A 26,758-nucleotide genomic window follows, 5' to 3' on the forward strand; every position below is an offset into this window, starting at 1 on the left:
CTCGCCTCGTTCACTTCAGGGTGGCGAGGGCTGCGGCGCGGATCTTTTCCGCATTGGGCAGCATCGCGGTTTCCAGCGGTTCGGAATAGGGGATCGGCATGTCGGGCAGCGTGACGCGCGCGACGGGCGCATCCAGCTCGTCGAAGGCATGGTCCATGATCGTCGCAGAAAGCTCGGCTGCATAGCCGCAGAAGCGCCAGCCTTCGTTCACCACCACGGCATGATGCGTCCTGGCGATGGAGGCGACGATGGCGCCGACGTCGAGCGGGCGCAGCGAGCGCAGGTCGATCACTTCGGCCGAGATACCATCGGCGGCGAGAAGATCGGCGGCCTTGGTGGCCTCCACCACCATTTTCGAGGTGGCGAAGATCGAGACATCCTTGCCGGTCCGCACCGTGGCGGCCTTGCCGAGCGGCACGATCACGTCGCCGTCGGGCACCTCGCCGCGCACATTGTAGAGCAGCTTGTGCTCGAGGAAGACGACCGGCTGGTCATCGCGGATCGCCGCCTTCAGCATGCCCTTGGCATCGGCCGGCGTGGAGGGGGCGACCACCTTGATGCCCGGAATGTGGGCCAGCATGGAATCGAGCGCCTTGGAATGCTGCGCACCGGCACCGGCGCCGCCGCCACCCTGTGTCCGCAGCACGAAGGGCATCTTCACCTGGCCATCCCAGATATAATTGTAGATCGAGGCCTGGTTGACGAGGGCGTCCAGCGTTAGCGGAATGAAGTCCGCATACATGATTTCGAGGATCGGCCGCGTGCCCGTCATCGCCGCCGTCACGGCCATGGCCGTCAGCGCCTGCTCGGAGATCGGCGTGTCGCGCACGCGCAGTTCGCCGAACTCCTCCATCAACCCCTTGCTGACCTTGAAGACGCCGCCATAGCGGCCGACATCCTCGCCAAACAGGAAGACGGTCGGGTCGGCCTGCATCTCCTCGCGCAGCGCTGCATTCAGCGCCTCGGCATATCGCATCATCGCCATCTCAGTGCGCCTCGCCCGAATGGAGGGTGGAATAGGGATCACAGGCCGCATCGACCGCAAAGACCGGGAAGGGATCGCCAAGCGCGGCGGCAAAGGCGGCATCGACTTCCGCCTTTGCCGCCGCCTCGACCTCGGAAAGCCGCGCTGCACCGACATCCACGAGAAGGGCCGCACGTGAAAGTGTGAGGGGATCGCGTGCCTTCCAGGCCGCGATATCCTCCGGCTTCTGGTAGCCGCCCATGTCGGAGGTGGAGAAGCCTTCGAGACGATAGGTCTTGCATTCGACCATGCCTGGCCCGTCGCCCCGTCGCGCCCGCTCCACCATGGCGCCAACGGCGCGGTAGACGGCGATGGCATCGTTGCCGTCAACGATCTCCGCCGGCATGCCGTATCCGGCGGCACGGATGGAGAGGTCATCGACGGGAGACTGAACCTCGGTCGGAACAGTCAGGCCGAACTGATTGTGCTCGAGGACGAAGACCATCGGCAGCTTCCAGAGTGCTGCCATGTTCATGGCTTCATGACAGATGCCGGTCTGTGCCGCGCCATCGCCGAAGACGCACATGGCAACCGTCTTCTCGCCCTTGATCTGGGCCGAAAGAGCCATGCCCGCGGCAGCGGGAATGCCGGCGCCGACGATCGCATTGCCCCCGATCACGCCCTTTTCCGCATCCGCCACCAGCATGTGCCCGGCCCGACCGCCGCAGGCACCCGTGGCGCGGCCGAAAATCTCCGCGATGACCGGATGCATCGCCATGCCCTTGCCGATGTAGACGGCGTGGCCACGATGGGTGGTGGCCACCTTGTCACCGGCTTCCAGCACGGCGGTGGCCGCAATGCCGACGGCTTCCTGCCCGTCGCAGCGGTGGATCGGCCCGCGCGTCTGGCCCTGCTTGTGGAGGGCGCCTAGCCCTTCCTCCAGATGCCGGACAAGCAGCATCTTGCGATAGATTTCGAGGTGTTCCTCGACGGAAGGAGAGTTCTTCACGGCCGCCTCCAATTGCATGAAGGAATTTAATACAAAAGTGTCGACACTTTGCAAGCCGTTCTGCACAATAAGCCCCTGAACATTTTTGAAGGGGGCTCCCATGCGGCTGAAGAACAGAATGGCGATCATCACGGGGGCAGGGGCCGGCATCGGCGCGGCGGCGGCCGAGCGTTTCGTCAGCGAAGGCGCCCGCGTCATGGTGGTCGATCGCGATGGGGTGAAGGCCGAAGCTGTTGCCACCAAGATCGGGGCTGACTGGCTCGCCGTCGATGTCTCCGACGAGAGGGCCGTCGCCGGAATGGTCGAGACGACGGCGGCGCGCTTCGGCCGGATCGATATCCTCGTCAACAATGCCGGCTATGGCATTCGCGGTTCGGTGGTGACGACGCAGGCCGATGACTGGGACCGGCTGATGGCCGTCAACCTCAAGGGTGTGTACCTTTGCTCGAAGTATGTCATCCCGGTCATGGCGGCGGGCGGTGGCGGCGCGATCGTCAACACGGCCTCCAATGTTGCCGATGTCGGCCTGGCGGATCGGGCGGCCTATGTCGCCTCGAAGGGCGGGGTCGCCGCGCTGACACGCGCCATGGCGCTCGATCACGCCCAACAGAACATCCGCGTCAACGCCGTGGCGCCCGGCACAACCTGGTCCACCTATTTCGACCAGATGGTTGCGACGCATGAGGACCCGGAAGGCTTCATCGCCGGTCTCAATGCCCGCTCGCCCATGAACCGGCTCGCCCAACCGGTGGAGATCGCCGAAGCCATCCTCTGGCTGGCGAGTGGCGAAGCCTCCTATGCCACCGGCTCGATTCTCACCGTCGATGGCGGCATGACCGCGTGGTGAAAAAGCGGCACCGCGTCACGGTGCCGCCGCCGTCTCGCGCAAAGCCGAAAGCATGGCGTCGAGATCGGCGCAGGGCCGGCAGCCGAGCGCCGCAATCTCCCGGCTGACATCGACCGGCAGGCCGGAGTTGGAATCCTTGGGGATTTCGTTCAGCCGCCCGCCGATCAGCACCGGCAGGGAAAGCCCGCGCGCCGCCATCGCCCTGAGAACGGCCTCGGCATAGGAGAGGGCCACGCCATTGTAGGTGCTGATCGCGATCGCATCGGCGCCGCTGTCTGCCGCATGGGCAACGAGATGTTCCGGATCGACCGCGACGCCCGCATCGGCAATGGCAAGGCCGAGCCCCTCCAGCGCCTGCTCGACCAGGTATTTGCCGTGCTCGTGCACATCTGTGGTGCCGATGCAGACCGTCAGGGGCGCGGGCGTGACAAGCGGCGCCTGCGCCGCGACCCAGTGGCTTGCCTTCTCGTTCAGTTCGCGCGCCCATTCCGCATGGATCAGTGGCTTGCGACCCCGCGGGCCTGTGAGGCCCGGGCCAAACAGCGCCTCCATGCGCTTCGGCCCCAGCCGGCGGATGGCAAGCATGAGGGCGGCCGGGTCGTCCGTTGCCACACCGCGATCGGCAAGGCCGGCCAGCACGGCACCCGCGAATCGTTCGCCCCCTTCGACGAGCACGTCCGCCATGGACTCGACCCGTGACCAGTCGAACACAGGGTCATAATAGGGTGCGTGAAGGCAAAGCCGGTGCGCAAAGGTCTGTGCATCGATGATTTCATCGACATCGGGGATCCGCTGATTCTCGGTCACCGGCACCGGATTGATGGCATGGCCGGACGGCCAGCGGCCGAGTGCCAGGATATCGGCCGTCAGATAGCTTGCGAGGCTCGCATAATTGCCGGCCGGGGTGGACTGGTAGGCGACCGTATTGCCGAAAATCATCGTGCCCGGCGTGTCGTTGACCCGCACCAGCGCTGCATGAAAGGCCGTGCGCGACAGCGGATCGCTGAAATGATGGCCGTAGCAATGAGAGATCGTTGCGCCGATCAGCCCGTTGACGATGTGCTTTTCGATGATGACCATGCCGAGCGCGCAGGCCATGTCGATGAAAAGTCCCGCAAAGCCGTCGTCGAGGTTCGAATGAACGAGCACTTCCGCGTCCTGCGCGGCAATCAGCCCGAGCGCCGTCACGGTCGCCTCCGTGGTGGCCACATCATCGTCCCAGTAGGGCAGGCGGAAGGTGAAATATTGCCCGAGATTGCCGACCGCCGTGCAGCCCGCAGCGAGCGCTGCGCGCGTGTTTTCCACCGCTCCCGGCAGGCCCAGCATGAAGTCGCCGAAATGCGCAGCCGCCGGTGCGGCATTGGTGATGCGGGCAAAATCCTCCGGTCCGGACAGTACGATGCCGGTGCCGCGTGAAGCCTTGGCCCGCATCGCCTCCGGATAGCCCATCGACCAGTCGAGCGTGATGCCGAACCGATCGACGGTGACGCCGCCTTTCGCACAGTCGCCGTGCACGCTGCGGATCGCTTCGATGGTGCGGTTCACGTCGCGAAAGCCGATATGCGCATGTTGCATGATGCGCTTCTCGCCGACCGCCTTGCGTTTCCAAGCCGCTTCCGAGGGCATGCCGGTCTCGGTCAGGAAGATGTTTGAGCCGACGCGCCAGTCGCGCGCCATGCCGCGGCCCGCCGCGACAAGGTCTGCGCCCGGCGTCAGGCGCGAATCGGTGAGGGCGGGGCCGGCGTCAGCGGTCATGGGCATGCCTTGCAAGGAAGCTGCGCACCGCCGCCGCGAAGGCGGTCGGCCGCGCCATGGGATGGAAATGGGCACCCGGCACCATCACGAAGCTGGCGTCGGGAATGGCCTCCGCCACCGCCTGTGTCAGCGCCGGTGGCGTCAGAATGTCGTCTTCGGCGGCAATGACCTGGACCGGCCTCGTGATTCGGTGAAGGTCGGCGAGGCGGTCGTGGTGAAGAAGCATCCGCACCCGCCGGGCAGCGACCGCAAGGGGCGCCAGCGCGGTAGCCGCATCGGAGACGGCGAGATCGAGCCTGTCCGCCTCGCGCTCCAGCGTTGAAGCATCATGGCAGAAAACATGCGTAAGCCGCTGGTATGACCCCGCCAGCCCGGCCTCGAGCAGTTCGGCCCTTGCCGTGAAGAGTGCGCGAAACCGCGCATCTGCCCGCGCCCAGGAACTGCTGATCGTGCCGCTGAGGCAGAGATCGGGGTGATCGAGCAGGAGATCCTGCACGATTGCGCCGCCGGTCGAATGGCCGATGACATGGGCCGCACCGCCCGTCTGCGTCAGGAGCGCTGCCGCATCTGCAGCAATCAGCGGGATCGAATAGCCTGTGTCCGGCCTGTCGCTGCGCCCGGCGCCCCGGTGATCCATGAGGATGAGCCGGTGGTCGCGTTGAAGATCGGCCACAACACCCGAAAAGAATCGCCCGTCGCCGCCAAGTCCGGGAATGAGAAGAAGACGCGGCCCCACCGAGCCGAAGGTCTCCACGTGAATGCGGCAGCCGTCCGCGGCGGTGAAGAGGATCCTCATGGCGCCACCTGCCGGTTTAGGAACGGGCGAATCGCAGCAGCGACGCTCATCGCCGTCACGGCGGAGGTCTTCGGATTGTCCGGGGAGGGCGCATTGGTGAAGCGGAAGGAGGCGGTGCCGGCGCCGCTGGATGCTTCGATCTCATGCTGGTTGCCGCCGACTGCGGGATCTGCGATCACCCGGACCGTGACGGGAGCCGGCCGCGCGGCGAGCGCGATGGAAAAGGCGACATTGAGATTGCGCGGATACCGACGGGCAGCATCGGCAGGCGATCCCTCAAACAGCGTAACGGCGTCATGTCCGACCTCGATCCCGCGCGCCGCGAGTTCTTCGCCGAAGGCCGAGGGCGGTTTGCGCGCCGTATAGAGTATGCTGGCATCGGGAAGATGCGCGATGGCAGCAAGATAATCCAGCCCGCCAACCGCGCCCGCCGGCAGGATCAGGGCGGCGCCGGACGCCCGGCGCGCAGCCTCGACGGCAGCAAACGTCGCGGCATCCGCCAGCGCTCCGACCGAGGCGACCACGGCCGGGATTCCGGCGGCGAGCACGGCGGGCACATAGGCCGCGACCGCGTCCTGTCCGGCGGCCTCCACGATGACCCTGGGGCGCGCCGCGATCAGGGCATCGAGGCTTCCGGCATCCGTTAGCCCATCCGGCAGGTCGCCCGGCGCCTCGGCCTTGCGCAGAACGCGCCAGGCGATGCCATCGGCCGGCAGGCACGCATGAATGCCGCGCGCCATGGCGCCGAAACCGATCAGTCCGATCATGACGGGTGGCGCGCCTGGCATGGGGTCAGCTATTCTTCACCGGATCGAACTTGTCGGTGAGATCGGCGCCGAAAACCGTCTGCCGCTCGATTTCCAGCACGTTCTCCGGTCGCGGAAAGTTGGAGGGCACGCGGTCGCCCGGTTTGCGGGGCTTGCCGATCAGCCGGAAGAAGTCCTCGAGCCCGTTGGGCACGATCAGCCAAACCCAGCGCAGCTTTGTCTCGCCATCATTGATGAACATGTGCCGCACGCTCTTCGGCAGGAAGACGGCACTGTCCGGCTCGAGCTTGTATTCCTTCCCGTCGATGATCGCGCGGCCGTGTCCCTCGATCACGTAGATGGCCTCCTCGTTGCGCTCATGCGTATGCTCGCGCACATACCCGCCCGGCGCAACGGACTGCGTGCCAAGCGCGAAGGGATGCTCCATGCTGCCGACGATGTGTGGCGCAAGCGCCACGTCCACATGCCCGTTCGCCGGAACGGGCTGCCAGTAGCTTTCGCGTGCCTCCGGGCCGGAGACGTGAACGCCGGCCGCTGCCGGGTTGGGGGCGAGATCGTCCATGCAGCAATCCTCCTTCTCGCGGGCGCCTGACCATGGTCCGGAAGGCGCGCCGGCAGGGCTTTCCATAGGCGGAAGCTACAACGCAAAAAGTGTCTACACAATAGTAGACAGATTGGAGCGGCGGCTTTTATAGTGCCGCACACCTTATGCCGGGATGACAGGAGATGTTCATGGAAAGCTGCGACGTGCTGGTGATCGGCTCGGGCTCTGCCGCGTGTTCGGCCGCGCTTCGTGCCGCCCGCGGCGGGCTGAAAGTCCTCGTCATCGAAAAGAGCGAATGGCTGGGCGGCACCTCGGCCATGTCCGGTTCGGGCGTCTGGATCCCCGCCAACCATGTGGCCGCCGCTGCCGGGCATGCCGACAGCCGCGAGGAAGCGATAACCTATCTGCGCGCCGTGACGCCGGACGGATGGGCAGAGGCGGAGGACGAGCGCTGGCGCTCCTTCGTGGAGCATGCGCCGGACATGCTCAAATTCCTCTCATCCTGCACGCCGCTCGACTTCCGCGTCATCAACGAGCCCGATCCCTTCTCCGAAGCACCGGGCGGAAAGCTGGTGGGGCGCATGGTCTCGCCCATGCCGCTGAGCCGGCGCCTGCTCGGCGCCTTCGCAAGCAGGCTGCGCCGCTCCACCTTGCCGCACATCTTTACCTATCAGGAGGTCGTGGACCACGACCTTTACCACCATCCGATTCGTGCCGGCCTGAAGCTGTGGCCGAAACTTTTGATCCGATGGCTCACCAATTCGGGAGGGCAGGGCACGGCGCTGATGACCGGCCTCATTCGCGGCTGCCTTGATGCAAACGTCACCTTCTGGCTGAAAAGCCGTGCCGTCTCCCTGACGCAGGATCATGACGACCGGATCATCGGCGCGGACGTCGAGCGGGATGGAATGCGTGTCACGATTTCGGCCGCGCGTGGCGTGGTGATCGCCTCCGGTGGATTCGAATGGGATCCGGAAATGCGCGCTCGGCATTTTCCCGGCCCGTTCGACCGGTTGGGAAGCCCCCGAAGCAACGAGGGCGATGGCCAGAAACTCGCCGCCAGCGTGGGTGCCGAGCTCGACCGCATGGACCAGGCCAATGTCTATCCCTGCCTGCCGACCCGTTACCAGGGCCGTCCGCACGGCCTGCCCATGACGTTCCAGGCCGAACCGCACTCCATCGTCGTCAACCGTCATGGCAAACGCTTCGTCAGCGAAAACGACTTCAATATCGGCGAAGCGCTTGATGCTCGGGACGAGAAGGGGCAGCCGATCCATCTGCCCTGCTATCTCGTCGGCGATCACCGGTTCCTCACGACGTCGCTGCCGTTCCGCTGGTACGCGTCCTACGAGCCGGAATGGGTGAAGAAAGCCGATTCGATTGCCGAACTCGCCCGCAGACTCGGGCTTCCAGCCGATACCTTGCAGGCAAGCATCGACCGTTGGAACGCCTTCTGCAAGACGGGTCGCGACGAGGATTTCCGCCGCGGCGAAAGCGGCTGGGAAGACTACAAGGCCCATGGGCCGGAAAACCGCCTGAAGCCGATCGACAAGGCCCCCTATATCGGCATGACGCTGAACCGCTCGATTCTCGGCACAAAGGGTGGCGCCCGAACCAACGCCCGCGGCCAGGTGCTGCGCCCCGACGGCTCCGTCATCGCCGGCCTCTACGCCGCAGGTCTCGCCATGGCCAACCCCTTCGGCACCCGCGCCGTCGGCGCCGGCACCACCATCGGCCCCAACTTGACCTGGGGCTATGTGGCTGCGGAAACGATTCTGAAGCAGAATCGATAGCGCACTCGGTCCCCGCAACGTTTCGGCCGTCCCCGCCGCTGGACGAGCAATTGCTGGATTGCGACTGGGTGGACGCGCCTCTGGCGAAGAACCACGCAAGCGACGGGGTGAGACACGTCGTGGACTATGCGGAGATTATGCAAATCAAGGGAAAGAATGGTGGGCGATGAGAGACTCGAACTCCCGACATCCTCGGTGTAAACGAGGCGCTCTACCAACTGAGCTAATCGCCCGCCGCGTTGGTGGCCGTGATCTATGCGGATCCCCGGCGATGCGCAAGGGGCTTTTTGCCGATTTGTTCGTTTTTTTTGACACGGCGTGCAGAAAGCGATCGTGGGGCTCCGGCAGCTGTGGATAAGTCCGCCGGAAGCGCGTTTTTCCATGTCGGGATTGGAAAGGTGGTCGCGAAATCGGAGGCGGGAACGCTGTCGCCTGAAGAGGCTCAGGTTATTAAGCCATTGAAAGGATGAGCGGACGGGAAGCCTTTCGTCCGGCTGCGAAAAAAATCGAAGGTCTGTTTCCTTGCTTTGCAGGGCTTTGCGGCTGCTCCACGAAAAATGTCACGATTTTGTCTTTCGACGCGCTTGACACTCAAAAGGGAACCCCGTAGTTAGCCGCTCATCGAAACGGCGCTGCCGCTTCGAAACGGCGGGCCGCCAAGCGGTTCACCAAGAAATGCGCGGGTGTAGCTCAGTCGGTTAGAGTGCCGGCCTGTCACGCCGGAGGTCGCGGGTTCGAGCCCCGTCACTCGCGCCATTCTCTTCCTCCTCCATATCATCATTATGACATTTACCGAGTTGTCCGGGCAATTTTGCGCTGCGTCAATTTGTCCGCGCAAAGCCGGCGGTAATCGCATCGTCGTGCGGGCGTGGACCGGCTGCGCCGCAAGGCTTTCACAAGTGTGTCGCGACTGAGGCGGGAAGCGTCGGAAAACCTGTCACGAGGCTTGCGCCGAAACGAAGGCTGCGCTAACCACTCTGGCGTTGCAACATATTTTCTGCCTGCAATATGTTTGACGGAAGCGCATTCCCAAGGCGCATCCCTGCAGGCGTGGACGGACAAGATGACTGACCTTCTCGGCTCCTACGTTCCGATCGCGATCTTCATCGGCATTTCCCTGGTGATCGGCCTCGCGCTTCTCATTGCGCCCTTCGCGGTTGCCTTCAAGGCGCCGGACGCCGAGAAGCTGTCGGCCTATGAATGCGGCTTCAACGCCTTCGACGATGCGCGCATGAAGTTCGACATCCGTTTCTATCTGGTGTCGATTCTCTTCATCATCTTCGACCTCGAAGTGGCCTTCCTTTTCCCCTGGGCCGTGTCGTTCTCCTCGGTCGGCTGGTTCGGCTTCTGGTCTATGATGGTCTTCCTCTTCGTGCTGACCATCGGCTTTATCTATGAATGGAAGAAGGGAGCACTCGAATGGGAGTAGCAACCGGCACCACCCTCGTTGCCCCGCAGCCGAAGGGGATCATCGATCCCGCGACCGGCAAGCCGGTGGGCGCGAATGACGCTTTCTTCGGCGAGATCAACAACGAGCTCGCCGACAAGGGCTTCCTTGTCACCTCGACGGACGAACTCATCAACTGGGCCCGTACCGGCTCGCTGATGTGGATGACCTTCGGTCTGGCCTGCTGCGCCGTCGAGATGATGCAGCTTTCCATGCCGCGCTACGACGTTGAGCGTTTCGGCTTTGCGCCGCGCGCCTCGCCGCGCCAGTCGGACGTCATGATCGTCGCGGGCACGCTGACGAACAAGATGGCGCCGGCCCTGCGCAAGGTCTACGACCAGATGCCCGAGCCGCGTTACGTGATCTCCATGGGCTCCTGCGCCAATGGCGGCGGCTACTATCACTATTCCTATTCCGTGGTGCGTGGGTGTGACCGCGTGGTGCCGGTCGATATCTACGTTCCGGGCTGTCCCCCCACCGCAGAGGCGCTGCTTTACGGCGTGCTGCTTCTGCAGAAGAAGATCCGCCGCACCGGCACGATCGAACGGTAAGGCGAGGGGACGCGACCATGAGTGAAGCCTTGAACGAGCTTTCCTCCTACATCCGCGAGACGCGTGGCGCGCTCGTGTCGAATGCGACGCTGGCCTATGGCGAGTTGACGCTGGAGACCAATGCCGCCTCGATCATCGCGCTGCTGACCTTCCTGCGCGACGACGTGCAGTGCGGCTTCGTGAACCTTGTCGACATTTGCGGCGTCGATTACCCGGCGCGTCCGGATCGCTTCGACGTGGTCTATCACCTTCTGTCGCCGCGCCAGAACCTGCGTATCCGCGTCAAGGTCGCGACCGGCGAGGATGATCCGGTTCCGTCGGCAACGGCCGTCTACCCGGGCGCCGACTGGTTCGAGCGCGAAGCCTACGACATGTATGGCATCCTCTTCACCGGCCATCCGGACCTGCGCCGCATCCTCACCGACTACGGTTTCGAGGGCTATCCGCTTCGCAAGGACTTCCCGACGACGGGCTATGTAGAGGTGCGCTATGACGATGAAGCCAAGCGCGTCGTGTATGAGCCGGTCGAACTGAAGCAGGAATTCCGCAACTTCGACTTCCTCTCCCCTTGGGAAGGCACGGATTATGTGCTGCCGGGTGATGAAAAGGCGAAAGTTTAAAAAGCAGTTGGCATGGGCCGGCAGGCATCGATTGTCTGTTGGCTAACCCCATCAAGCGCGGAGCGCGCCGATAATGACAGAACACAACGTTCGTAACTTCAACATCAACTTCGGACCGCAGCATCCGGCGGCGCACGGCGTTTTGCGTCTCGTGCTGGAGCTGGACGGTGAAATCGTCGAGCGTGTCGACCCGCATATCGGGCTTCTGCACCGCGGCACCGAAAAGCTGATCGAGACCAAGACCTACCTGCAGGCCGTTCCCTATTTCGACCGCCTCGACTACGTGGCGCCGATGAACCAGGAGCATGCCTACGCGCTGGCGGTTGAAAAGCTGCTCGGCATTTCGGTCCCGATCCGCGGCCAGCTGATCCGCGTGCTCTATTCCGAAATCGGCCGCATTCTCTCGCATCTGCTGAACGTCACGACGCAGGCCATGGACGTCGGCGCGCTGACGCCGCCGCTCTGGGGCTTCGAAGAACGCGAAAAGCTGATGGTGTTCTACGAGCGTGCCTGCGGCTCGCGCATGCATGCCGCCTATATCCGCCCCGGTGGCGTCCATCAGGACATTCCCCAGCAGCTTGTCGAAGACATCGGCAAGTGGATCGATCCCTTCCTTCAGACCGTGGATGATATCGACGAGCTTCTGACCGGCAACCGCATCTTCAAGCAGCGCAACGTCGATATCGGCGTTGTCAGCCTCGAGGATTGCTGGGCCTGGGGCTTCTCGGGCGTGATGGTGCGTGGTTCGGGTGCTGCCTGGGACCTGCGCCGCTCGCAGCCCTATGAGTGCTATTCCGACCTCGACTTTGACATCCCGATCGGCAAGAACGGCGACTGCTACGATCGCTATCTGATCCGCATGATCGAAATGCGCGAATCGGCAAAGATCATGCGCCAGTGCGTCGATCGCCTGCTGGGCGTCGCCAAGACCGGTCCGGTCTCTTCGCTGGACGGCAAGGTCGTGCCGCCGAAGCGGGGCGAGATGAAGAAGTCGATGGAAGCACTGATCCATCACTTCAAGCTCTACACCGAAGGCTATCACGTGCCGGCCGGCGAGGTTTACGCCGCCGTCGAGGCACCGAAGGGCGAGTTCGGCGTGTTCCTCGTCTCCGACGGAACCAACAAGCCGTACCGCTGCAAGATCCGCGCGCCGGGTTATGCGCATCTCCAGGCGATGGACTACATCTGTCGCGGCCACCAGCTTGCCGACGTGTCGGCCATCCTCGGCTCGCTCGACATCGTGTTCGGAGAGGTTGACCGCTGATGCGTCATTGCGCCGCCGCGTGTCTGTTGCTTCTGGCCTTCGCGGGCAATGCCGCCGCGCAGGAGGCGTCGACGGACGCCGCCAGCGCCGACAGCCAGGGCAGCGCAAGCATCGGCGTCGGTGCGCTGGTCGCCCAGGGTTATGAGATCAAGGCGGCGGTTCGCCACGGTGACCGCACCGTCGTATTTCTGCAGAAAGACAAGTCGGCCTATGCCTGCGACTTCGCCACCCTGGCGAAATCGCGGTGCGGGTCGATCAATTGATAGGGTTCGAGAATGTCCGTTCGTCGACTTGCCGATGAGAGCGTCCAGCCGCAAAGCTTCGCCTTTTCGGCCGAGAATGCGGCCTGGGCCGAAGCGACCATCCGGAAATATCCGGAAGGCCGCCAGCAATCTGCCGTCATCCCGCTTCTGATGCGGGCGCAGGAACAGGATGGCTGGGTCACCAAGGCCGCCATCGAGTCCGTCGCAAAGATGCTGGATATGCCCTATATCCGCGTTCTCGAAGTGGCGACCTTCTATACCCAGTTCCAGCTGAAGCCGGTCGGCAGGCACGCCCATATCCAGGTCTGCGGCACCACGCCCTGCATGCTGCGCGGCGCGGAAGATCTGATCAAGATCTGCAAGAAAAAGATCCATGCCGAGCCTTTCCACCTCAACGAAACGGGCACGCTGTCGTGGGAAGAGGTGGAATGTCAGGGCGCCTGCGTGAACGCACCGATGGTGATGATCTTCAAGGACGCCTATGAGGATCTGACGGTTCCGCAGTTCGAATACATTATCGACCGCTTTGAAAACGGCCGCGGCGCAGACATCAAGCCGGGCCCGCAGATCGATCGCATCTTCTCCGCCCCCGTCGGCGGCCTGACCTCGCTGACGGAGGCTGATGCCCCCGCCAAAGCCGAGGCGGGCACGGCGGCCGGCAATTCCGAGCCGGCACCGTCGGCAGAAAATGCCGCCAAGCCGAAGACGGATGCCGAGGAAGCCGATCCGACGGTCAAGACGCCGCTGACGGCAAAGGCAGAAAGCGCCGAAAACGCGAAGACTCCGGTCGAGCCGGCCGAGGTCAACCATGCGACCGTCAAGCCGTCGCTCGACGACGCGGCCCGCCCGGCCGGCATCGAGCGGCCGGCAACGGTTGACGATCTGCAACTGATCTCGGGCGTCGGTCCGAAGATCGAGCAGACCCTGCACGACCTCGGCATCTTCACCTACGCGCAGATCGCGAAGTGGACGAAGGCCGAGAGCGAATGGGTGGACGGCTATCTGAATTTCAAGGGACGCATCGAGCGCGACGACTGGATCCGCCAGGCGGATGCTCTCGCAACGGGCGGCGAAGCCGAGTACATCAGGGTCTTCGGAAAGAAGCCGCGGTAAAGAGGTGAATCATGCTTAAGGATCAGGATCGCGTCTTCACCAATATCTACGGCCTCAAGGACAAGTCCCTGAAGGGCGCCATGGCGCGTGGCCATTGGGACGGCACCAAGGAAATCCTCGAAAAGGGTCGTGACTGGATCGTCAACGAGATGAAGGCGTCGGGCCTGCGCGGCCGCGGCGGCGCCGGCTTCCCGACCGGGCTCAAGTGGTCCTTCATGCCGAAGGAATCCGACGGTCGCCCGCACTACCTCGTCGTCAATGCCGACGAATCGGAGCCCGGCACCTGCAAGGACCGCGAAATCATGCGCCACGATCCGCATACGCTGATCGAAGGCTGCGTGATCGCGAGCTTCGCCATGGGCGCACATACCGCCTACATCTATGTGCGCGGCGAGTTCATGCGCGAGCGTGAGGCACTGCAGGCGGCGATCGACGAGTGCTACGATTACGGCCTGCTGGGCAAGAACAACAAGCTCGGCTACGACATCGACATCTTCGTGCATCACGGCGCCGGCGCCTATATCTGTGGCGAAGAGACCGCGCTGCTCGAAAGCCTCGAGGGCAAGAAGGGCCAGCCGCGCCTCAAGCCGCCGTTCCCGGCCAATATGGGTCTTTATGGTTGCCCGACCACGGTCAACAACGTCGAGTCGATCGCCGTTGCCCCGACCATCCTGCGTCGCGGCGCGGCTTGGTACACGTCCTTCGGCCGCCAGAACAACCATGGCACCAAGCTCTTCTCGGTCTCCGGCCACGTCAACCGGCCCTGCACCGTCGAAGAAGCCATGTCGATCACCTTCGAAGAGCTGATCGAGCGTCACTGCGGCGGCATTCGCGGCGGCTGGGATAACCTGCTCGCCGTTATCCCGGGCGGCTCGTCGGTTCCCTGCGTGCCCGGCGCGCAGATGAAGGACGCGATCATGGACTACGACGGTCTGCGCGCGTTGGGCTCCGGCCTCGGCACCGCCGCCGTCATCGTCATGGACAAGTCGACCGATATCATCAAGGCCATCTGGCGGCTCTCGGCCTTCTACAAGCATGAGAGCTGTGGTCAGTGCACGCCCTGCCGCGAAGGCACGGGCTGGATGATGCGCGTCATGGAACGCATGGTTCAGGGCCGCGCCCAGAAGCGCGAGATCGACATGCTCTTCGACGTGACGAAGCAGATCGAAGGGCACACGATCTGTGCGCTGGGCGATGCGGCCGCCTGGCCGATCCAGGGCCTGATCAAGCATTTCCGCCCGGAGATGGAAAACCGGATCGACGAATACACCCGCAACGCCACGCCGCATGGCGCGGTGCTGGAGGCAGCGGAGTAAGCCGATGACGAAAGCCGGTGCACGTGGCGCAGAGGACAAGGACGCTGATAAGGGCGCCGGTTCCACCGCCCGTCCGGCTTTCGCGGCAGGTGAGGGGAGCGCCGATCTCGCATCGGTCAAGATCCCGCCGCTGATGACGCATCCGACCGCCGCCATGGCCGCGGCAACGGCCATCGGTCTCGGCATCGCCAGCCAGTGGGCCGGTGTTATGGCCGGGATGCTGCAAGGTGTTGCGGCGTCGATGGAAAAGACGGCAGCCCAGCAGGCGGAGGCGCTTGCCGCCGCCGGGATCGAGAAGGCCGAGGCTGCAGCGCCGGTCAAGGCGGACAAGGCGGAAAAGGCGGCTTCGACCGTCGCGGCCGATGGCAAAACGCCACCGACTGAAAGCGTCCGGAAGAAAGATCCGGCAGCCGCGCCGGTTTCGGTGACCAAGGCTGCCGGCGTTGGCAACGGGACGGCCGCGGTGGCTGCAAAGCCTGTCGCGGCGGCAAAGCCTCGACCGGCGGCACGGTCAAGCGGCGCGAAGGATGCCGCAACGCCGCAGGCGCCAGTCGCGGCAGCAAAACAAACGGCCGGGATCGCAGCCAAGGGCGCGGCCGGCGAGAAGAAAAAGGCGGTTGCGCCGGCTGTTGCTGCCGCGCAGCCGCAGCGCAAGGCAGCCGCAAAGGCGCCGAAGGCAAAGACCGCGGACGGACCGGATGATCTGAAGAAGATCGCCGGCATCGGTCCACGGGTGGAGCAGGAGCTGCTCGCCAAGGGCGTGACACGGATCGCCGTGATCGCCGGCTGGTCGGCGGAGGAGGCCGAGCGGATTGATGCGGAGCTTGGGCTTTCGGGCCGCGTGCTGCGCGATGACTGGATTGGAAAGGCCAGGGCGATCGTCGCCGGGGCCTGATCGGGCCGGAGCCGAAAGGCACCGGACGGGTAGGGCCGGAAGGCCCAAGGAATGACTGCCGGATGCTATCCGGTTCGAAACACAGGATTGAGTGCGAAGATGGCAAAGCTCAAAGTCGACGGTAAAGAGATCGAGGTTCCGGATCACTTCACGCTGCTGCAGGCATGCGAGGAAGCCGGCGCCGAGGTGCCGCGCTTCTGCTTCCATGAGCGGCTGTCGGTCGCCGGCAACTGCCGCATGTGTCTGATCGAGGTGAAGGGCGGCCCGCCGAAGCCGGCGGCATCCTGCGCCATGGGCGTGCGCGACCTGCGCCCCGGCCCGAATGGCGAGGCGCCGGAAGTCTTCACGACCACGCCGATGGTCAAGAAGGCGCGCGAAGGCGTGATGGAATTCCTGCTGATCAACCACCCGCTCGACTGCCCGATCTGCGACCAGGGCGGTGAATGCGACCTGCAGGACCAGGCCATGGCATTCGGTATCGATTCGACGCGCTATCGTGAGAACAAGCGCGCCGTCGAGGACAAGTATATCGGCCCGCTCGTCAAGACGGTCATGAACCGCTGCATTCACTGCACGCGCTGTGTCCGCTTCACGACCGAGGTCGCCGGCATCGCAGAACTCGGCCTCATCGGCCGCGGCGAGGATGCCGAAATCACCACCTACCTCGAGCAGGCCATGACCTCGGAGCTTCAGGGCAACGTCGTGGATCTCTGCCCGGTCGGCGCCCTGACCTCCAAGCCCTACGCCTTCCACGCCCGTCCGTGGGAGCTCGGCAAGACCGAATCGATCGACGTTATGGATGCGCTGGGCTCGGCGATCCGCGTCGATACCCGCGGCCGCGAAGTGATGCGCATCATGCCGCGCGTCAACGAGGAGATCAACGAAGAGTGGATTTCCGACAAGACCCGCTTCATCTGGGACGGCCTGAAGACGCAGCGTCTCGACCGCCCCTATGTGAAGAAGGACGGCCGCCTGCAGCCCGCGAGCTGGGGTGAGGCCTTTGCCGCCGTCAAGGCTGCGGTCGCGTCGGCCGGCACGTCCATCGGCGCCATCTCCGGAGATCTGGCCTCCGTCGAGGAACAGTATGCGCTGAAGGCCCTGATTGCCTCGCTCGGCTCCACAGATATCGATTGCCGCCAGGATGGCGTTGCGCTCGATCCGTCTCTCGGCCGCGCCTCCTACATCTTCAACCCGACGATCTCTGGCATCGAAAGCGCGGATGCGCTGCTGATCATCGGCGCAAACCCGCGCTATGAGGCGGCCGTTCTCAACGCCCGCATCCGCAAGCGCTACCGTCTCGGCAATTTCCCGATCGGCGTGATCGGCGAAGGCGGCGAGCTGCGCTACCCCTATGATTATCTCGGCGCCGGCACTGATACGCTGAACGACCTCGTCGCCGGTTCGCTCGGCTTCCATGGTGTTCTCACCAATGCCAAGCGCCCGATGATCATCGTGGGGCAGGGGGCTCTCACCGGTAACGGCGGCGCAGCGGTTCTCGCGGCGGCGGCGAAGCTTGCTCAGGCCGTTGGTGCCGTCACCGACGAATGGAACGGCTTTGCGGTCCTGCACACGGCGGCCTCCCGCGTCGGCGGTCTCGACATCGGCTTCGTGCCCGGCACGGCCGGCAAGACGGCGGTCGACATCGTCGCCGGATCGTCTGTCCTCTTCCTCCTCGGCGCCGACGAAATCGATCTCTCGGCACGCAAGGGCTTCACCGTCTATATCGGCTCGCATGGCGATGCCGGTGCCCATTTCGCCGACGTCATCCTGCCGGGCGCCGCCTATACCGAAAAGTCCGGCACCTGGGTCAATACGGAAGGCCGGGTCCAGCAGGGCAACCGCGCCGGCTTCGCGCCGGGCGAAGCGCGCGAGGACTGGGCGATCCTGCGTGCACTCTCCGACGTGCTGGGCAAGCGCCTGCCGTTTGATTCGCTGGCGCAACTGCGCTCGAAGATGGTCGCTGACTTCCCGCATCTGGGCGAGATCGACGCGATTGCGCCTGCCGATGCTGGCCAGATTGCTGCACTTGCACAAAAAGCCGGTGACATGGGCAAATCCGTGTTTGCGTCGCCGGTCAAAGACTTCTATTTGACGAACCCGATAGCCCGCGCCTCTGCCGTCATGGCCGAGTGCTCGGCTCTGGCGCGCAACAACTTCAAGGCTGCGGCCGAATAGGCTCGGGGGACCGATAAAGATGGACTCTTTCGTTTCGACCTATGTCTGGCCGGCGGCCATCATGATCGGGCAGACGCTGCTTCTGCTCGTCGCGCTGCTCGTCTTCATCGCCTATATTCTTCTGGCAGACCGCAAGATCTGGGCCGCCGTGCAGCTGCGCCGCGGACCGAATGTGGTGGGCCCCTGGGGACTTTTCCAGTCCTTCGCCGATCTTTTGAAGTTCGTCTTCAAGGAGCCGGTCATCCCGGCGGGCGCCAACAAGGTGATCTTCCTTCTGGCGCCGCTCGTCTCCGTGACGCTGGCGCTCGCCACCTGGGCGGTCGTGCCGCTCAACAATGGCTGGGTGATCGCCAACATCAACATCGGCATCCTCTACATTTTCGCGATCTCCTCGCTCGAAGTGTACGGCATCATCATGGGCGGCTGGGCTTCGAACTCGAAGTATCCCTTCCTCGGTGCGCTGCGCTCCGCCGCGCAGATGGTGTCCTACGAAGTCTCGATCGGCTTCGTGATCGTGACCGTGCTGCTCTGCGTCGGTTCGCTGAACCTCACCGACATCGTCAATGCGCAGCATGACGGCATCGGCACGCGTCTCGGCCTGCCGCCGTCCTTCCTCGACTGGCACTGGCTGGCGCTGTTCCCGATGTTCGTGATCTTCTTCATCTCGGCGCTCGCCGAGACGAACCGCCCGCCCTTCGACCTTCCGGAAGCCGAATCCGAACTCGTCGCCGGCTTCATGGTGGAATACGGCTCCACGCCGTACATGATGTTCATGCTCGGCGAATATGCCGCCATCTGCCTGATGTGCGCGCTGACCACGATCCTCTTCCTCGGAGGCTGGCTGCCGCCGGTGGACGTGTGGTTCCTCAACTGGGTGCCGGGCATCATCTGGTTCGTGCTGAAGGCCTCGATGGTGTTCTTCATGTTCGCCATGGTGAAGGCCTTCGTGCCGCGCTACCGCTACGACCAGCTGATGCGGCTGGGCTGGAAGGTTTTCCTGCCGATTTCGCTGGCGATGGTCGTCATCACCGCCTTCGTTCTGAAATTCACGGGCATGGCGTAAGGCGCGGATCTTCCGCGCCTCACCACCCGGCCGGCTTGTCCGGCAAAACTGGAGAATGCAGATGGCAAGTCTTTCCCAGGCCGTCGGATCGCTGTTCCTGAAGGAATTCGTCGGGGCCTTCTTCCTGTCGATGCGCTATTTCTTCAAGCCGAAGGCGACGGTGAACTATCCCTTCGAAAAGGGCCCGGTCTCCCCGCGCTTCCGCGGCGAGCATGCGCTGCGCCGTTATCCGAACGGCGAGGAACGCTGCATCGCCTGCAAGCTGTGCGAGGCCATCTGTCCCGCCCAGGCCATCACCATCGAGGCCGGCCCGCGCCGCAACGATGGCACCCGCCGCACGGTGCGTTACGACATCGACATGGTAAAGTGCATCTATTGCGGCTTCTGCCAGGAAGCCTGCCCGGTCGATGCCATCGTCGAGGGCCCGAACTTCGAATTCGCCACCGAGACCCGCGAAGAGCTGTACTACGACAAGGACAAGCTGCTTTCGAACGGTGATCGCTGGGAGCGGGAAATCGCCCGCAACATCGCAATCGACTCGCCCTACCGCTGAGCAGGCGGGGGCATGTGACATTCCCGTTCCGCCGGTTGATGGAAATCGGCGGACGTTCGTGACGAGAGGGGTTGGCCAGCGGCATCGCAGGCAGGCTCCGCAATGGGGCGGATCCGTTTGGGATCTGCGCCGGGGAAGACGAAAAGGCACCGACCATGGGTCTGCAGACTCTATTCTTCTATCTCTTCGCCTTCGTCGCTGTGGCGTCGGCCTTCATGGTGATCTCGGCCAGGAACCCGGTCTATTCGGTCCTGTTCCTGATCCTCACCTTCTTCAATGCGGCCGGTCTCTTCCTGCTGACCGGCGCCGAATTCCTCGCGCTCATCCTGCTCGTGGTCTATGTCGGCGCCGTCGCGGTTCTCTTCCTCTTCGTGGTCATGATGCTCGACGTCGATTTCGCCGAATTGAGGGCAGGGGTCATGGAATACGCCCCGGTCGGTTTCCTCGTCGGCATCGTGCTGGCAGCGGAGCTGATCATCGTGGTAGCGGGTTCGGTCTTCTCGCCCGAGATCGCCAAGACCGTCTCCATGCCCATCCCGCCGCTCTCTGAGCGCCAGAACACGCAGGCGCTCGGCGACGTGCTCTACACCCACTACGTCTACTTCTTCCAGATCGCCGGCCTGGTGCTGTTGGTGGCCATGATCGGCGCCATCGTGCTGACGCTGCGTCACCGCCAGAACATCAAGCGGCAGAACATTGCCGAACAGGTCGCGCGCACGCCTGCCACCGCCGTCGAGGTGGTGAAGGTCAAGCCCGGTCAGGGCGTCTGAGGCGCGGACACAAGGAAACAGGCACATGGAAATCGGTATCGGCCACTATCTCACCGTCAGCGCCATCCTCTTCGTCTTCGGCGTGTTCGGCATCTTCATCAACCGCAAGAACGTCATCGTCATCCTGATGTCGGTGGAACTGATCCTGCTTGCGGTCAACATCAACATGGTGGCCTTCTCGGCCTTCCTCAACGACATCACCGGCCAGGTCTTCGCTCTGTTCATCCTGACCGTCGCGGCCGCCGAAGCGGCCATCGGACTTGCAATTCTCGTCGTCTTCTATCGCAACCGCGGCTCCATCGCGGTCGAAGACGTCAACATGATGAAGGGCTGACGGCTCATGGATACCATTATCAAGGCAATCGTCTTCCTGCCTTTGATCGGCTTTCTGGTGGCCGGCCTTGGCGGCCGCGCCATCGGCGCCAAGGCGTCCGAGTTCGTCACCACCGGTCTGATGATGATCGTCGCGGTGCTGTCCTGGGTGACCTTCTTCCACGTCGCGCTCGGCGAGGAGGAAATGATCAAGGTCGCGGTGCTGCGCTGGATCCAGTCCGGCACCTTCGATGTCGTGTGGGCCTTCCGCGTCGATACGCTGACGGCGGTCATGTTCGTCGTGGTCAACACCGTCTCGACGCTCGTGCACCTCTATTCCATCGGCTACATGCATCACGACCCGCATCGGCCGCGCTTCTTTGCCTATCTCTCGCTCTTCACCTTCGCCATGCTCATGCTGGTGACGTCGGACAATCTGCTGCAGATGTTCTTCGGCTGGGAAGGCGTGGGTCTGGCGTCCTACCTCCTGATCGGCTTCTGGTTCAAAAAGCCGTCGGCGAGCGCGGCCGCCATGAAGGCGTTCATCGTCAACCGCGTCGGTGACTTCGGTTTCATCCTCGGCATCTTCTCGGTCTTCGTGCTCTTCGGGTCGATCAACCTCGAAGTAATCTTTGCTGCGGCAAAGACCTATCTGCCGGCCGAAGGGGCTGCCGAAAGCGCCGATGCCGTCATCACGCTCTTCGGCATGCACCTCGACAAGGGCCATGCGATCACCGCGACCTGCCTGCTGCTCTTCCTCGGCGCCATGGGCAAGTCGGCGCAGTTCCTGCTCCACACCTGGCTTCCGGACGCCATGGAAGGCCCGACCCCAGTTTCGGCCCTCATTCACGCCGCTACCATGGTCACGGCGGGCGTCTTCCTCGTCGCGCGCATGTCGCCGCTCTTCGAACTGTCGCATGATGCGCTGATGGTCGTCACCGTCGTCGGTGCCATCACGGCCTTCTTCGCCGCCACCGTCGGCCTCGTACAGAACGACATCAAGCGCGTCATCGCCTATTCGACCTGCTCGCAGCTCGGCTACATGTTCGTGGCGCTCGGCGTCGGCGCCTATGGCGCGGCCGTCTTCCACCTCTTCACCCACGCCTTCTTCAAGGCCCTCCTGTTCCTCGGCGCCGGCTCGGTCATCCATGCCGTCGATGGCGAGCAGGACATGCGTTACATGGGTGGCCTCAGGAAGCACATCCCCGTCACCTTCTGGATGATGACCATCGGCACGCTGGCGCTGACCGGCGTCGGTATCCCCGGTACGATGATCGGCTTTGCCGGATTCTTCTCCAAGGACGTCATCATCGAATCGGCCTATGCCTCGCATTCGCCGGTGGCCGGCTTCGCCTTCACGCTGCTGGTCGTGGCCGCTCTCTTCACGAGCTTCTATTCCTGGCGTCTCGCCTTCCTCACCTTCTTCGGCAAGCCGCGTGCCTCCGACCACGTCATGCACCATGTGCATGAATCGCCGGCCGTCATGCTGATCCCGCTCTACATCCTCGGTGCAGGTGCCGTGCTCGCCGGCGTGCTCTTCGAAGGCTACTTCTTCGGCCACCACTATGCCGAGTTCTGGCAGGGCGCCCTCTTCACCGGTGCGGAAAACGAGATCCTGGAAGAGTTCCACCACGTGCCGCTCTGGGTAAAGTGGAGCCCCTTCGTCGCCATGGCTCTCGGCTTCGTGACCGCCTGGTACATGTACATCAAGTCGCCGCAGACGCCGAAGGCGCTCGCCAAGCAGCACCACGGGCTCTACAATTTCCTGCTCAACAAGTGGTACTTCGACGAGCTCTACGACTTCATCTTCGTTCGCCCGGCCAAGTGGCTCGGCACCTTCCTTTGGAAGGAAGGTGACGGCCGCGTCATCGATGGCTACGGCCCGAACGGCATCGCCGCCCGCGTGATGGATGTGACCGACCGGGTCGTCCGTCTGCAGACCGGCTACCTCTACCACTACGCATTCGTCATGCTCATCGGTATCGCTGCGCTCGTTACCTGGATGATGCTCGGGAGTTCCATGTGATGATCGACTGGCCCGTCCTCTCCGCGGTCACCTTCATACCGCTCGTCGGTGTTCTCCTCCTGCTCTTCACGCGGGAGGACAGCCCCTTCGGCCGCCGCAACATCCTGAACGTCTCGCTGCTGACGACGCTCGTCACCTTCGTGGTGTCGCTCTACATCTGGTACCATTTCGACAGCGCCAATCCGGGCTTCCAGATGGTGGAGAAGCATGCCTGGCTCGGCACCGGCATTTCCTACCATCTCGGCGTCGATGGCATCTCCGTGCTCTTCGTCGTGCTCTCGGCCTTCCTCATGCCCTTCTGCGTGCTGGCGAGCTGGGTCTCGGTCGAAAAGCGCCTGAAGAGCTACATGATCGCCTTCCTGCTACTCGAAACGCTGATGATCGGCGTCTTCGTGTCGCTGGATATCGTGCTCTTCTACGTCTTCTTCGAAGCCGGCCTCATCCCGATGTTCATCATCATCGGTGTCTGGGGCGGCAAGGATCGCGTCTACGCCTCCTACAAGTTCTTCCTCTATACGCTGCTCGGCTCGGTGCTGATGCTGCTCGCCATCATGGCCATGTACTGGCAGGCCGGCACGACCGACATTCCGGAACTGCTCGCCTACAGCTTCCCGCGGGAAATGCAGACCTGGCTGTGGCTCGCCTTCTTCGCCTCCTTCGCGGTGAAGATGCCGATGTGGCCGGTGCACACCTGGCTGCCCGATGCCCACGTTCAGGCGCCGACGGCCGGTTCCGTCATCCTGGCCGGCATCCTGCTGAAGCTCGGCGGCTACGGCTTCCTGCGCTTCTCGCTGCCGATGTTCCCGCTGGCGTCCGACTATTTCGCGCCCTTCGTCTTCACGCTCTCGGTCGTTGCCATCATCTACACCTCGCTGGTCGCGATGATGCAGCAGGACATCAAGAAGCTGATCGCCTACTCCTCCGTTGCCCACATGGGCTATGTGACCATGGGCATCTTCGCCGCGAATGTTCAGGGCGTGCAGGGTGCATTGTTCCAGATGCTCTCGCACGGCATCGTCTCGGGCGCGCTCTTCCTCTGCGTCGGCGTCGTCTATGACCGCCTGCACACCCGCGAGATCTCCGCCTATGGCGGCCTCGTCAACAACATGCCGAAATATGCCGTCGCCTTCATGGTCTTCACCATGGCCAATGTCGGTCTTCCCGGCACCTCCGGCTTCGTCGGCGAAGTTCTGACGCTCCTCGGCGCCTTCCGCGCCAATACATGGGTCGCGCTCTTCGCCGCCACGGGCGTCATCCTCTCGGCCGCCTATGCGCTGTGGCTCTACCGCCGCGTCATCTTCGGTGCGCTCGAGAAGGAAAGCCTGAAGAAGCTGCTCGACCTCTCGGCACGCGAGAAGCTGATCCTTTATCCGCTGGTCATCCTGACGATCTTCTTCGGTGTCTATCCGGCACCGGTGTTCGACGCCACGGCCGCCTCGGTAGACCAGCTCATCAACAACTATACCGCTGCATTGCAGGCCGCGCAGAGCGTGGCTCTGGCCGTGAACTGACGACAGGATCCGTGGGACAATGACCGTTGAAACCCTCATCTCAAGCCTGCACCTTTCGGCGCCGGAACTGATCCTCGCCATCGGCGCGCTGTTCCTGTTGATGGTCGGCGTCTTCTCCGGCGAGAAGTCAACCTCGACCGTCACGGGGCTGGCGGTTGCCTTGCTCATCATTTCCGGCCTCTGGCTCGTGCTGCGCACCGGCGATGGTGTCGCCTATGGCGGCGTCTTCGTGTCGGATGCCTTTGCCAAGTTCATGAAGGTGCTGGCGCTGATCGGCTCGATCACGGCGCTCGTCATGACCGTCGGCCACGCCAAGTCGGAACAGATCGACCGCTTCGAGTTTCCGGTTCTCGTGGTGCTCGCAACGCTCGGCATGCTGCTGATGATCTCGGCCAACGACCTGATTTCGGTCTATCTGGCCCTCGAACTCCAGTCGCTCGCCCTTTATGTCGTCGCCGCCATCAACCGCGACAGCCTGCGCTCCACGGAAGCGGGCCTGAAGTACTTCGTGCTCGGCGCGCTCTCGTCCGGCCTGCTGCTCTACGGCATGTCGCTGGTCTACGGCTTCACCGGCCATACGGGCTTTGCCGAGATTGCGCAGGCGCTGACGTCGGAAACCCGTTCGCTCGGCTTCGTCTTCGGCCTCGTCTTCGTGCTTGCCGGCATCGCCTTTAAGATCTCGGCCGTGCCGTTCCACATGTGGACGCCGGACGTGTACGAAGGCGCGCCGACGCCGGTGACGGCCTTCTTCGCCGCTGCACCGAAGGTCGCGGCCATGGCCATGCTGGTCCGCATCGTCATCGAAGCCTTCCAGCCGGTCGGCCATGACTGGCAGCAGATCGTCGTCTTCATCTCCATTGCCTCCATGCTGCTCGGCGCCTTCGCGGCGATCGGCCAGAAGAACATCAAGCGACTGATGGCCTATTCCTCCATCGGTCACATGGGCTATGCGCTGGTTGGTCTCGCCTCCGGCTCCGTTGCCGGCGTACGCGGCGTGCTCATCTACATGCTGATCTACATGGTCATGACGCTCGGTACTTTCGCCTGCATTCTCGCCATGCGCCGCAAGGACGGCGAGGCGGTGGAAAGCACCGACGATCTCGCCGGCCTGTCGCAGACCAAGCCCTTCATGGCCGTCGTGCTGACGATCCTGATGTTCTCGCTGGCCGGCATTCCGCCGCTCGCGGGCTTCTTCGCCAAGTACTTCGTGTTCATGGCCGCCATCGAGGCGAAGCTCTACGCGCTGGCCATCATCGGCGTACTCGCCTCCGTCGTTGGCGCCTACTACTACCTGCGCATCATCAAGCTCATGTGGTTCGATGATCCCAAGGGCGAATTCGGCCGCACGGCCGGCGAACTGCGCCTCGTCTTCGGCCTCTCCGCGCTCTTCGTGGTGGGTTACATCCTGATCGGCGGTCCGCTCGGCAGCGCGGCGGAAGTCGCAGCACGGACCTTCTTTTGATCACGGCTTCGCCTGCCGGACGGCATCGCCTGGATGCCTTCCGCCACGAACATCTGCCGGAGATCGGCTCGACGAATACGGCCGCGCTCGAAAGGGCGCGGTCGGGTGATCCGGGACATCTCTGGATCACGGCGGACCGCCAGCTGGGCGGTCGCGGCCGGCGCGGGCGTCCCTGGGCCTCCGAGCCCGGCAATCTCTACGCTTCCCTCCTTTTGATGGACGTGGCGCCCATCGAGGCGCTCGGAAGTCTGCCGCTTGCCGTCGCCGTGGCGGTGCAGCGCGCGGTGCAGGCCGTGCTGCCGCCGGATGGCGCCAAGGCTGCGGTCAAATGGCCGAACGACATCCTGATCGACGGCCGCAAGATGTGCGGCATCCTGATCGAAGGCGAGAAGCTTCCCGACGGCCGCCACGCCGTGGTCATCGGCATCGGCATCAATATCGCGACGGCGCCCGAGGCGACGCTCTACCCCGTCACCACGATCCGCGAGGCCGGCGGCACGGTTCTCCCCGACGAACTCTTCACCCATCTGTTCATGGAGATGGCGGCGGCGCTTCATCTGTGGGATGCTGGTCGCGGACTTGAGGCGATCGTTGCGGACTGGCGCGCGGCGGCGCACGGCATTGGTCGGCCGATCACGGTCAACATGACCGACCGATCCATTCCAGGCCGCTTCGTCGATATCGACGAGACCGGTCGCCTGATGCTGGAGACGGATGACGGCGCCGTGATGCGGATTGCGGCTGGCGACGTGTTCTTCACGCCCGTTTGACGCCTGAGACCTGGCGCGGCGCATTCGCGACGGGGAGGCAGGGGACAGTTGGGTAACGGCTTCGGCATCCGGAGGCATTTGCCGGAGGGATTCGCCGGAAGGATTTGAAGGTGCAGCCGGGGACCCCGCCGGTTGCGCCGAATGGAGACGGCGCAGGGCGTCGTCTGGGGAT

The 26,758-nt window shown here is 63.8% G+C and carries 25 protein-coding genes and 2 tRNA genes; 20 read left to right on the plus strand and 7 right to left on the minus strand.

Features of this window, described 5'->3' with window-relative positions; genetic code table 11:
- Positions 1-10: 10 nt before the first annotated feature.
- On the minus strand, positions 11-985 hold the full coding sequence (locus ACED18_RS01360; protein ID WP_377288287.1) for an alpha-ketoacid dehydrogenase subunit beta: 975 nt from the start codon (positions 983-985) through the stop codon (positions 11-13).
- A 1-nt stretch (position 986) separates the two neighbouring features.
- Positions 987-1,973 carry a thiamine pyrophosphate-dependent dehydrogenase E1 component subunit alpha gene (locus ACED18_RS01365; protein ID WP_377288289.1) on the minus strand — a complete coding sequence of 329 codons (987 nt, stop codon included), beginning with the start codon at positions 1,971-1,973 and terminating at the stop codon, positions 987-989.
- Positions 1,974-2,073: 100 nt separating this feature from the next.
- On the opposite strand from ACED18_RS01365, the gene ACED18_RS01370 reads away from it, so the two are divergent.
- The gene (locus tag ACED18_RS01370) at positions 2,074-2,820 is read left to right on the plus strand and encodes an SDR family oxidoreductase (protein ID WP_377288291.1); all 747 of its coding nucleotides are present in this window, start codon (positions 2,074-2,076) and stop codon (positions 2,818-2,820) included.
- Positions 2,821-2,835: 15 nt separating this feature from the next.
- On the opposite strand, the gene ACED18_RS01375 is transcribed toward ACED18_RS01370, so the two are convergent.
- The 4 genes from ACED18_RS01375 to ACED18_RS01390 are packed head-to-tail and all read right to left on the minus strand — an operon-like array spanning position 2,836 to position 6,700.
- Complete coding sequence (locus ACED18_RS01375; protein WP_377288293.1) at positions 2,836-4,575, minus strand: cobalamin-dependent protein; 1,740 nt, start codon at positions 4,573-4,575, stop codon at positions 2,836-2,838.
- The gene (locus ACED18_RS01380; protein ID WP_377288295.1) at positions 4,565-5,371 is read right to left on the minus strand and encodes an alpha/beta fold hydrolase; all 807 of its coding nucleotides are present in this window, start codon (positions 5,369-5,371) and stop codon (positions 4,565-4,567) included. Before ACED18_RS01380 ends, ACED18_RS01375 begins: the two co-directional genes overlap by 11 nt.
- Entirely contained in the window at positions 5,368-6,138 is a 771-nt protein-coding gene (locus ACED18_RS01385) for an aspartate dehydrogenase domain-containing protein (protein WP_377288297.1), read from the minus strand. The genes ACED18_RS01380 and ACED18_RS01385 overlap by 4 nt, the downstream gene beginning before the upstream one ends.
- A gap of 25 nt (positions 6,139-6,163) precedes the next feature.
- On the minus strand, positions 6,164-6,700 hold the full coding sequence (locus ACED18_RS01390; protein ID WP_377288299.1) for a cupin domain-containing protein: 537 nt from the start codon (positions 6,698-6,700) through the stop codon (positions 6,164-6,166).
- Positions 6,701-6,870: 170 nt separating this feature from the next.
- Between ACED18_RS01390 and ACED18_RS01395 the strand changes: the two genes are divergently transcribed.
- Positions 6,871-8,475, plus strand: a complete 1,605-nt coding sequence (locus ACED18_RS01395) for an FAD-dependent oxidoreductase (RefSeq protein ID WP_377288301.1) — start codon at positions 6,871-6,873, stop codon at positions 8,473-8,475.
- A 157-nt stretch (positions 8,476-8,632) separates the two neighbouring features.
- On the opposite strand, the gene ACED18_RS01400 is transcribed toward ACED18_RS01395, so the two are convergent.
- A tRNA-Val gene (locus ACED18_RS01400) sits at positions 8,633-8,708 on the minus strand.
- A 446-nt stretch (positions 8,709-9,154) separates the two neighbouring features.
- Between ACED18_RS01400 and ACED18_RS01405 the strand changes: the two genes are divergently transcribed.
- From ACED18_RS01405 to ACED18_RS01490, 18 genes are all read left to right on the plus strand, one after another.
- A tRNA-Asp gene (locus ACED18_RS01405) sits at positions 9,155-9,231 on the plus strand.
- 307 nt (positions 9,232-9,538) lie between these two features.
- The gene (locus tag ACED18_RS01410) at positions 9,539-9,904 is read left to right on the plus strand and encodes an NADH-quinone oxidoreductase subunit A (RefSeq protein ID WP_377288303.1); all 366 of its coding nucleotides are present in this window, start codon (positions 9,539-9,541) and stop codon (positions 9,902-9,904) included.
- Entirely contained in the window at positions 9,895-10,473 is a 579-nt protein-coding gene (locus ACED18_RS01415; protein WP_377288305.1) for a NuoB/complex I 20 kDa subunit family protein, read from the plus strand. Before ACED18_RS01410 ends, ACED18_RS01415 begins: the two co-directional genes overlap by 10 nt.
- A gap of 17 nt (positions 10,474-10,490) precedes the next feature.
- Positions 10,491-11,093 carry an NADH-quinone oxidoreductase subunit C gene (locus ACED18_RS01420; protein ID WP_377288307.1) on the plus strand — a complete coding sequence of 201 codons (603 nt, stop codon included), beginning with the start codon at positions 10,491-10,493 and terminating at the stop codon, positions 11,091-11,093.
- A gap of 73 nt (positions 11,094-11,166) precedes the next feature.
- Positions 11,167-12,357 (plus strand): NADH-quinone oxidoreductase subunit D, encoded by a 1,191-nt coding sequence (locus ACED18_RS01425; protein WP_377288309.1) that lies wholly within the window; start codon positions 11,167-11,169, stop codon positions 12,355-12,357.
- Positions 12,357-12,620 (plus strand): hypothetical protein, encoded by a 264-nt coding sequence (locus tag ACED18_RS01430; RefSeq protein WP_377288311.1) that lies wholly within the window; start codon positions 12,357-12,359, stop codon positions 12,618-12,620. The genes ACED18_RS01425 and ACED18_RS01430 overlap by 1 nt, the downstream gene beginning before the upstream one ends.
- A 12-nt stretch (positions 12,621-12,632) precedes the next feature.
- Positions 12,633-13,733 carry an NADH-quinone oxidoreductase subunit NuoE gene (gene nuoE / locus ACED18_RS01435; RefSeq protein WP_377288313.1) on the plus strand — a complete coding sequence of 367 codons (1,101 nt, stop codon included), beginning with the start codon at positions 12,633-12,635 and terminating at the stop codon, positions 13,731-13,733.
- A gap of 11 nt (positions 13,734-13,744) precedes the next feature.
- Complete coding sequence (gene nuoF / locus ACED18_RS01440; protein WP_377288315.1) at positions 13,745-15,049, plus strand: NADH-quinone oxidoreductase subunit NuoF; 1,305 nt, start codon at positions 13,745-13,747, stop codon at positions 15,047-15,049.
- 4 nt (positions 15,050-15,053) lie between these two features.
- Positions 15,054-15,944: a hypothetical protein gene (locus tag ACED18_RS01445; protein WP_377288317.1), complete on the plus strand. Its 891-nt coding sequence runs from the start codon at positions 15,054-15,056 to the stop codon at positions 15,942-15,944.
- Positions 15,945-16,043: 99 nt separating this feature from the next.
- Entirely contained in the window at positions 16,044-18,119 is a 2,076-nt protein-coding gene (gene nuoG / locus ACED18_RS01450; RefSeq protein WP_377288319.1) for an NADH-quinone oxidoreductase subunit NuoG, read from the plus strand.
- A gap of 19 nt (positions 18,120-18,138) precedes the next feature.
- Entirely contained in the window at positions 18,139-19,182 is a 1,044-nt protein-coding gene (gene nuoH, locus ACED18_RS01455; RefSeq protein ID WP_377288321.1) for an NADH-quinone oxidoreductase subunit NuoH, read from the plus strand.
- 61 nt (positions 19,183-19,243) lie between these two features.
- Positions 19,244-19,735 carry an NADH-quinone oxidoreductase subunit NuoI gene (gene nuoI, locus ACED18_RS01460; RefSeq protein ID WP_149736757.1) on the plus strand — a complete coding sequence of 164 codons (492 nt, stop codon included), beginning with the start codon at positions 19,244-19,246 and terminating at the stop codon, positions 19,733-19,735.
- A 155-nt stretch (positions 19,736-19,890) separates the two neighbouring features.
- Positions 19,891-20,505 carry an NADH-quinone oxidoreductase subunit J gene (locus tag ACED18_RS01465; RefSeq protein WP_377288324.1) on the plus strand — a complete coding sequence of 205 codons (615 nt, stop codon included), beginning with the start codon at positions 19,891-19,893 and terminating at the stop codon, positions 20,503-20,505.
- 25 nt (positions 20,506-20,530) lie between these two features.
- Positions 20,531-20,839 (plus strand): NADH-quinone oxidoreductase subunit NuoK, encoded by a 309-nt coding sequence (gene nuoK, locus ACED18_RS01470; RefSeq protein ID WP_149736759.1) that lies wholly within the window; start codon positions 20,531-20,533, stop codon positions 20,837-20,839.
- A gap of 6 nt (positions 20,840-20,845) precedes the next feature.
- On the plus strand, positions 20,846-22,843 hold the full coding sequence (gene nuoL, locus ACED18_RS01475; protein WP_377288326.1) for an NADH-quinone oxidoreductase subunit L: 1,998 nt from the start codon (positions 20,846-20,848) through the stop codon (positions 22,841-22,843).
- Positions 22,843-24,354 (plus strand): NADH-quinone oxidoreductase subunit M, encoded by a 1,512-nt coding sequence (locus ACED18_RS01480; protein WP_377288328.1) that lies wholly within the window; start codon positions 22,843-22,845, stop codon positions 24,352-24,354. Before nuoL ends, ACED18_RS01480 begins: the two co-directional genes overlap by 1 nt.
- Positions 24,355-24,373: 19 nt before the next feature.
- Positions 24,374-25,816 (plus strand): NADH-quinone oxidoreductase subunit NuoN, encoded by a 1,443-nt coding sequence (gene nuoN / locus ACED18_RS01485; protein WP_377288330.1) that lies wholly within the window; start codon positions 24,374-24,376, stop codon positions 25,814-25,816.
- A complete protein-coding gene (locus ACED18_RS01490) occupies positions 25,813-26,586 on the plus strand; it encodes a biotin--[acetyl-CoA-carboxylase] ligase (protein ID WP_377288332.1) in 774 nt (257 codons plus the stop codon). The genes nuoN and ACED18_RS01490 overlap by 4 nt, the downstream gene beginning before the upstream one ends.
- Positions 26,587-26,758 lie beyond the last annotated feature (172 nt).

The sequence above is a fragment of the Rhizobium sp. SG2393 genome, from assembly GCF_042610495.1.
Lineage (GTDB): Bacteria > Pseudomonadota > Alphaproteobacteria > Rhizobiales > Rhizobiaceae > RU20A.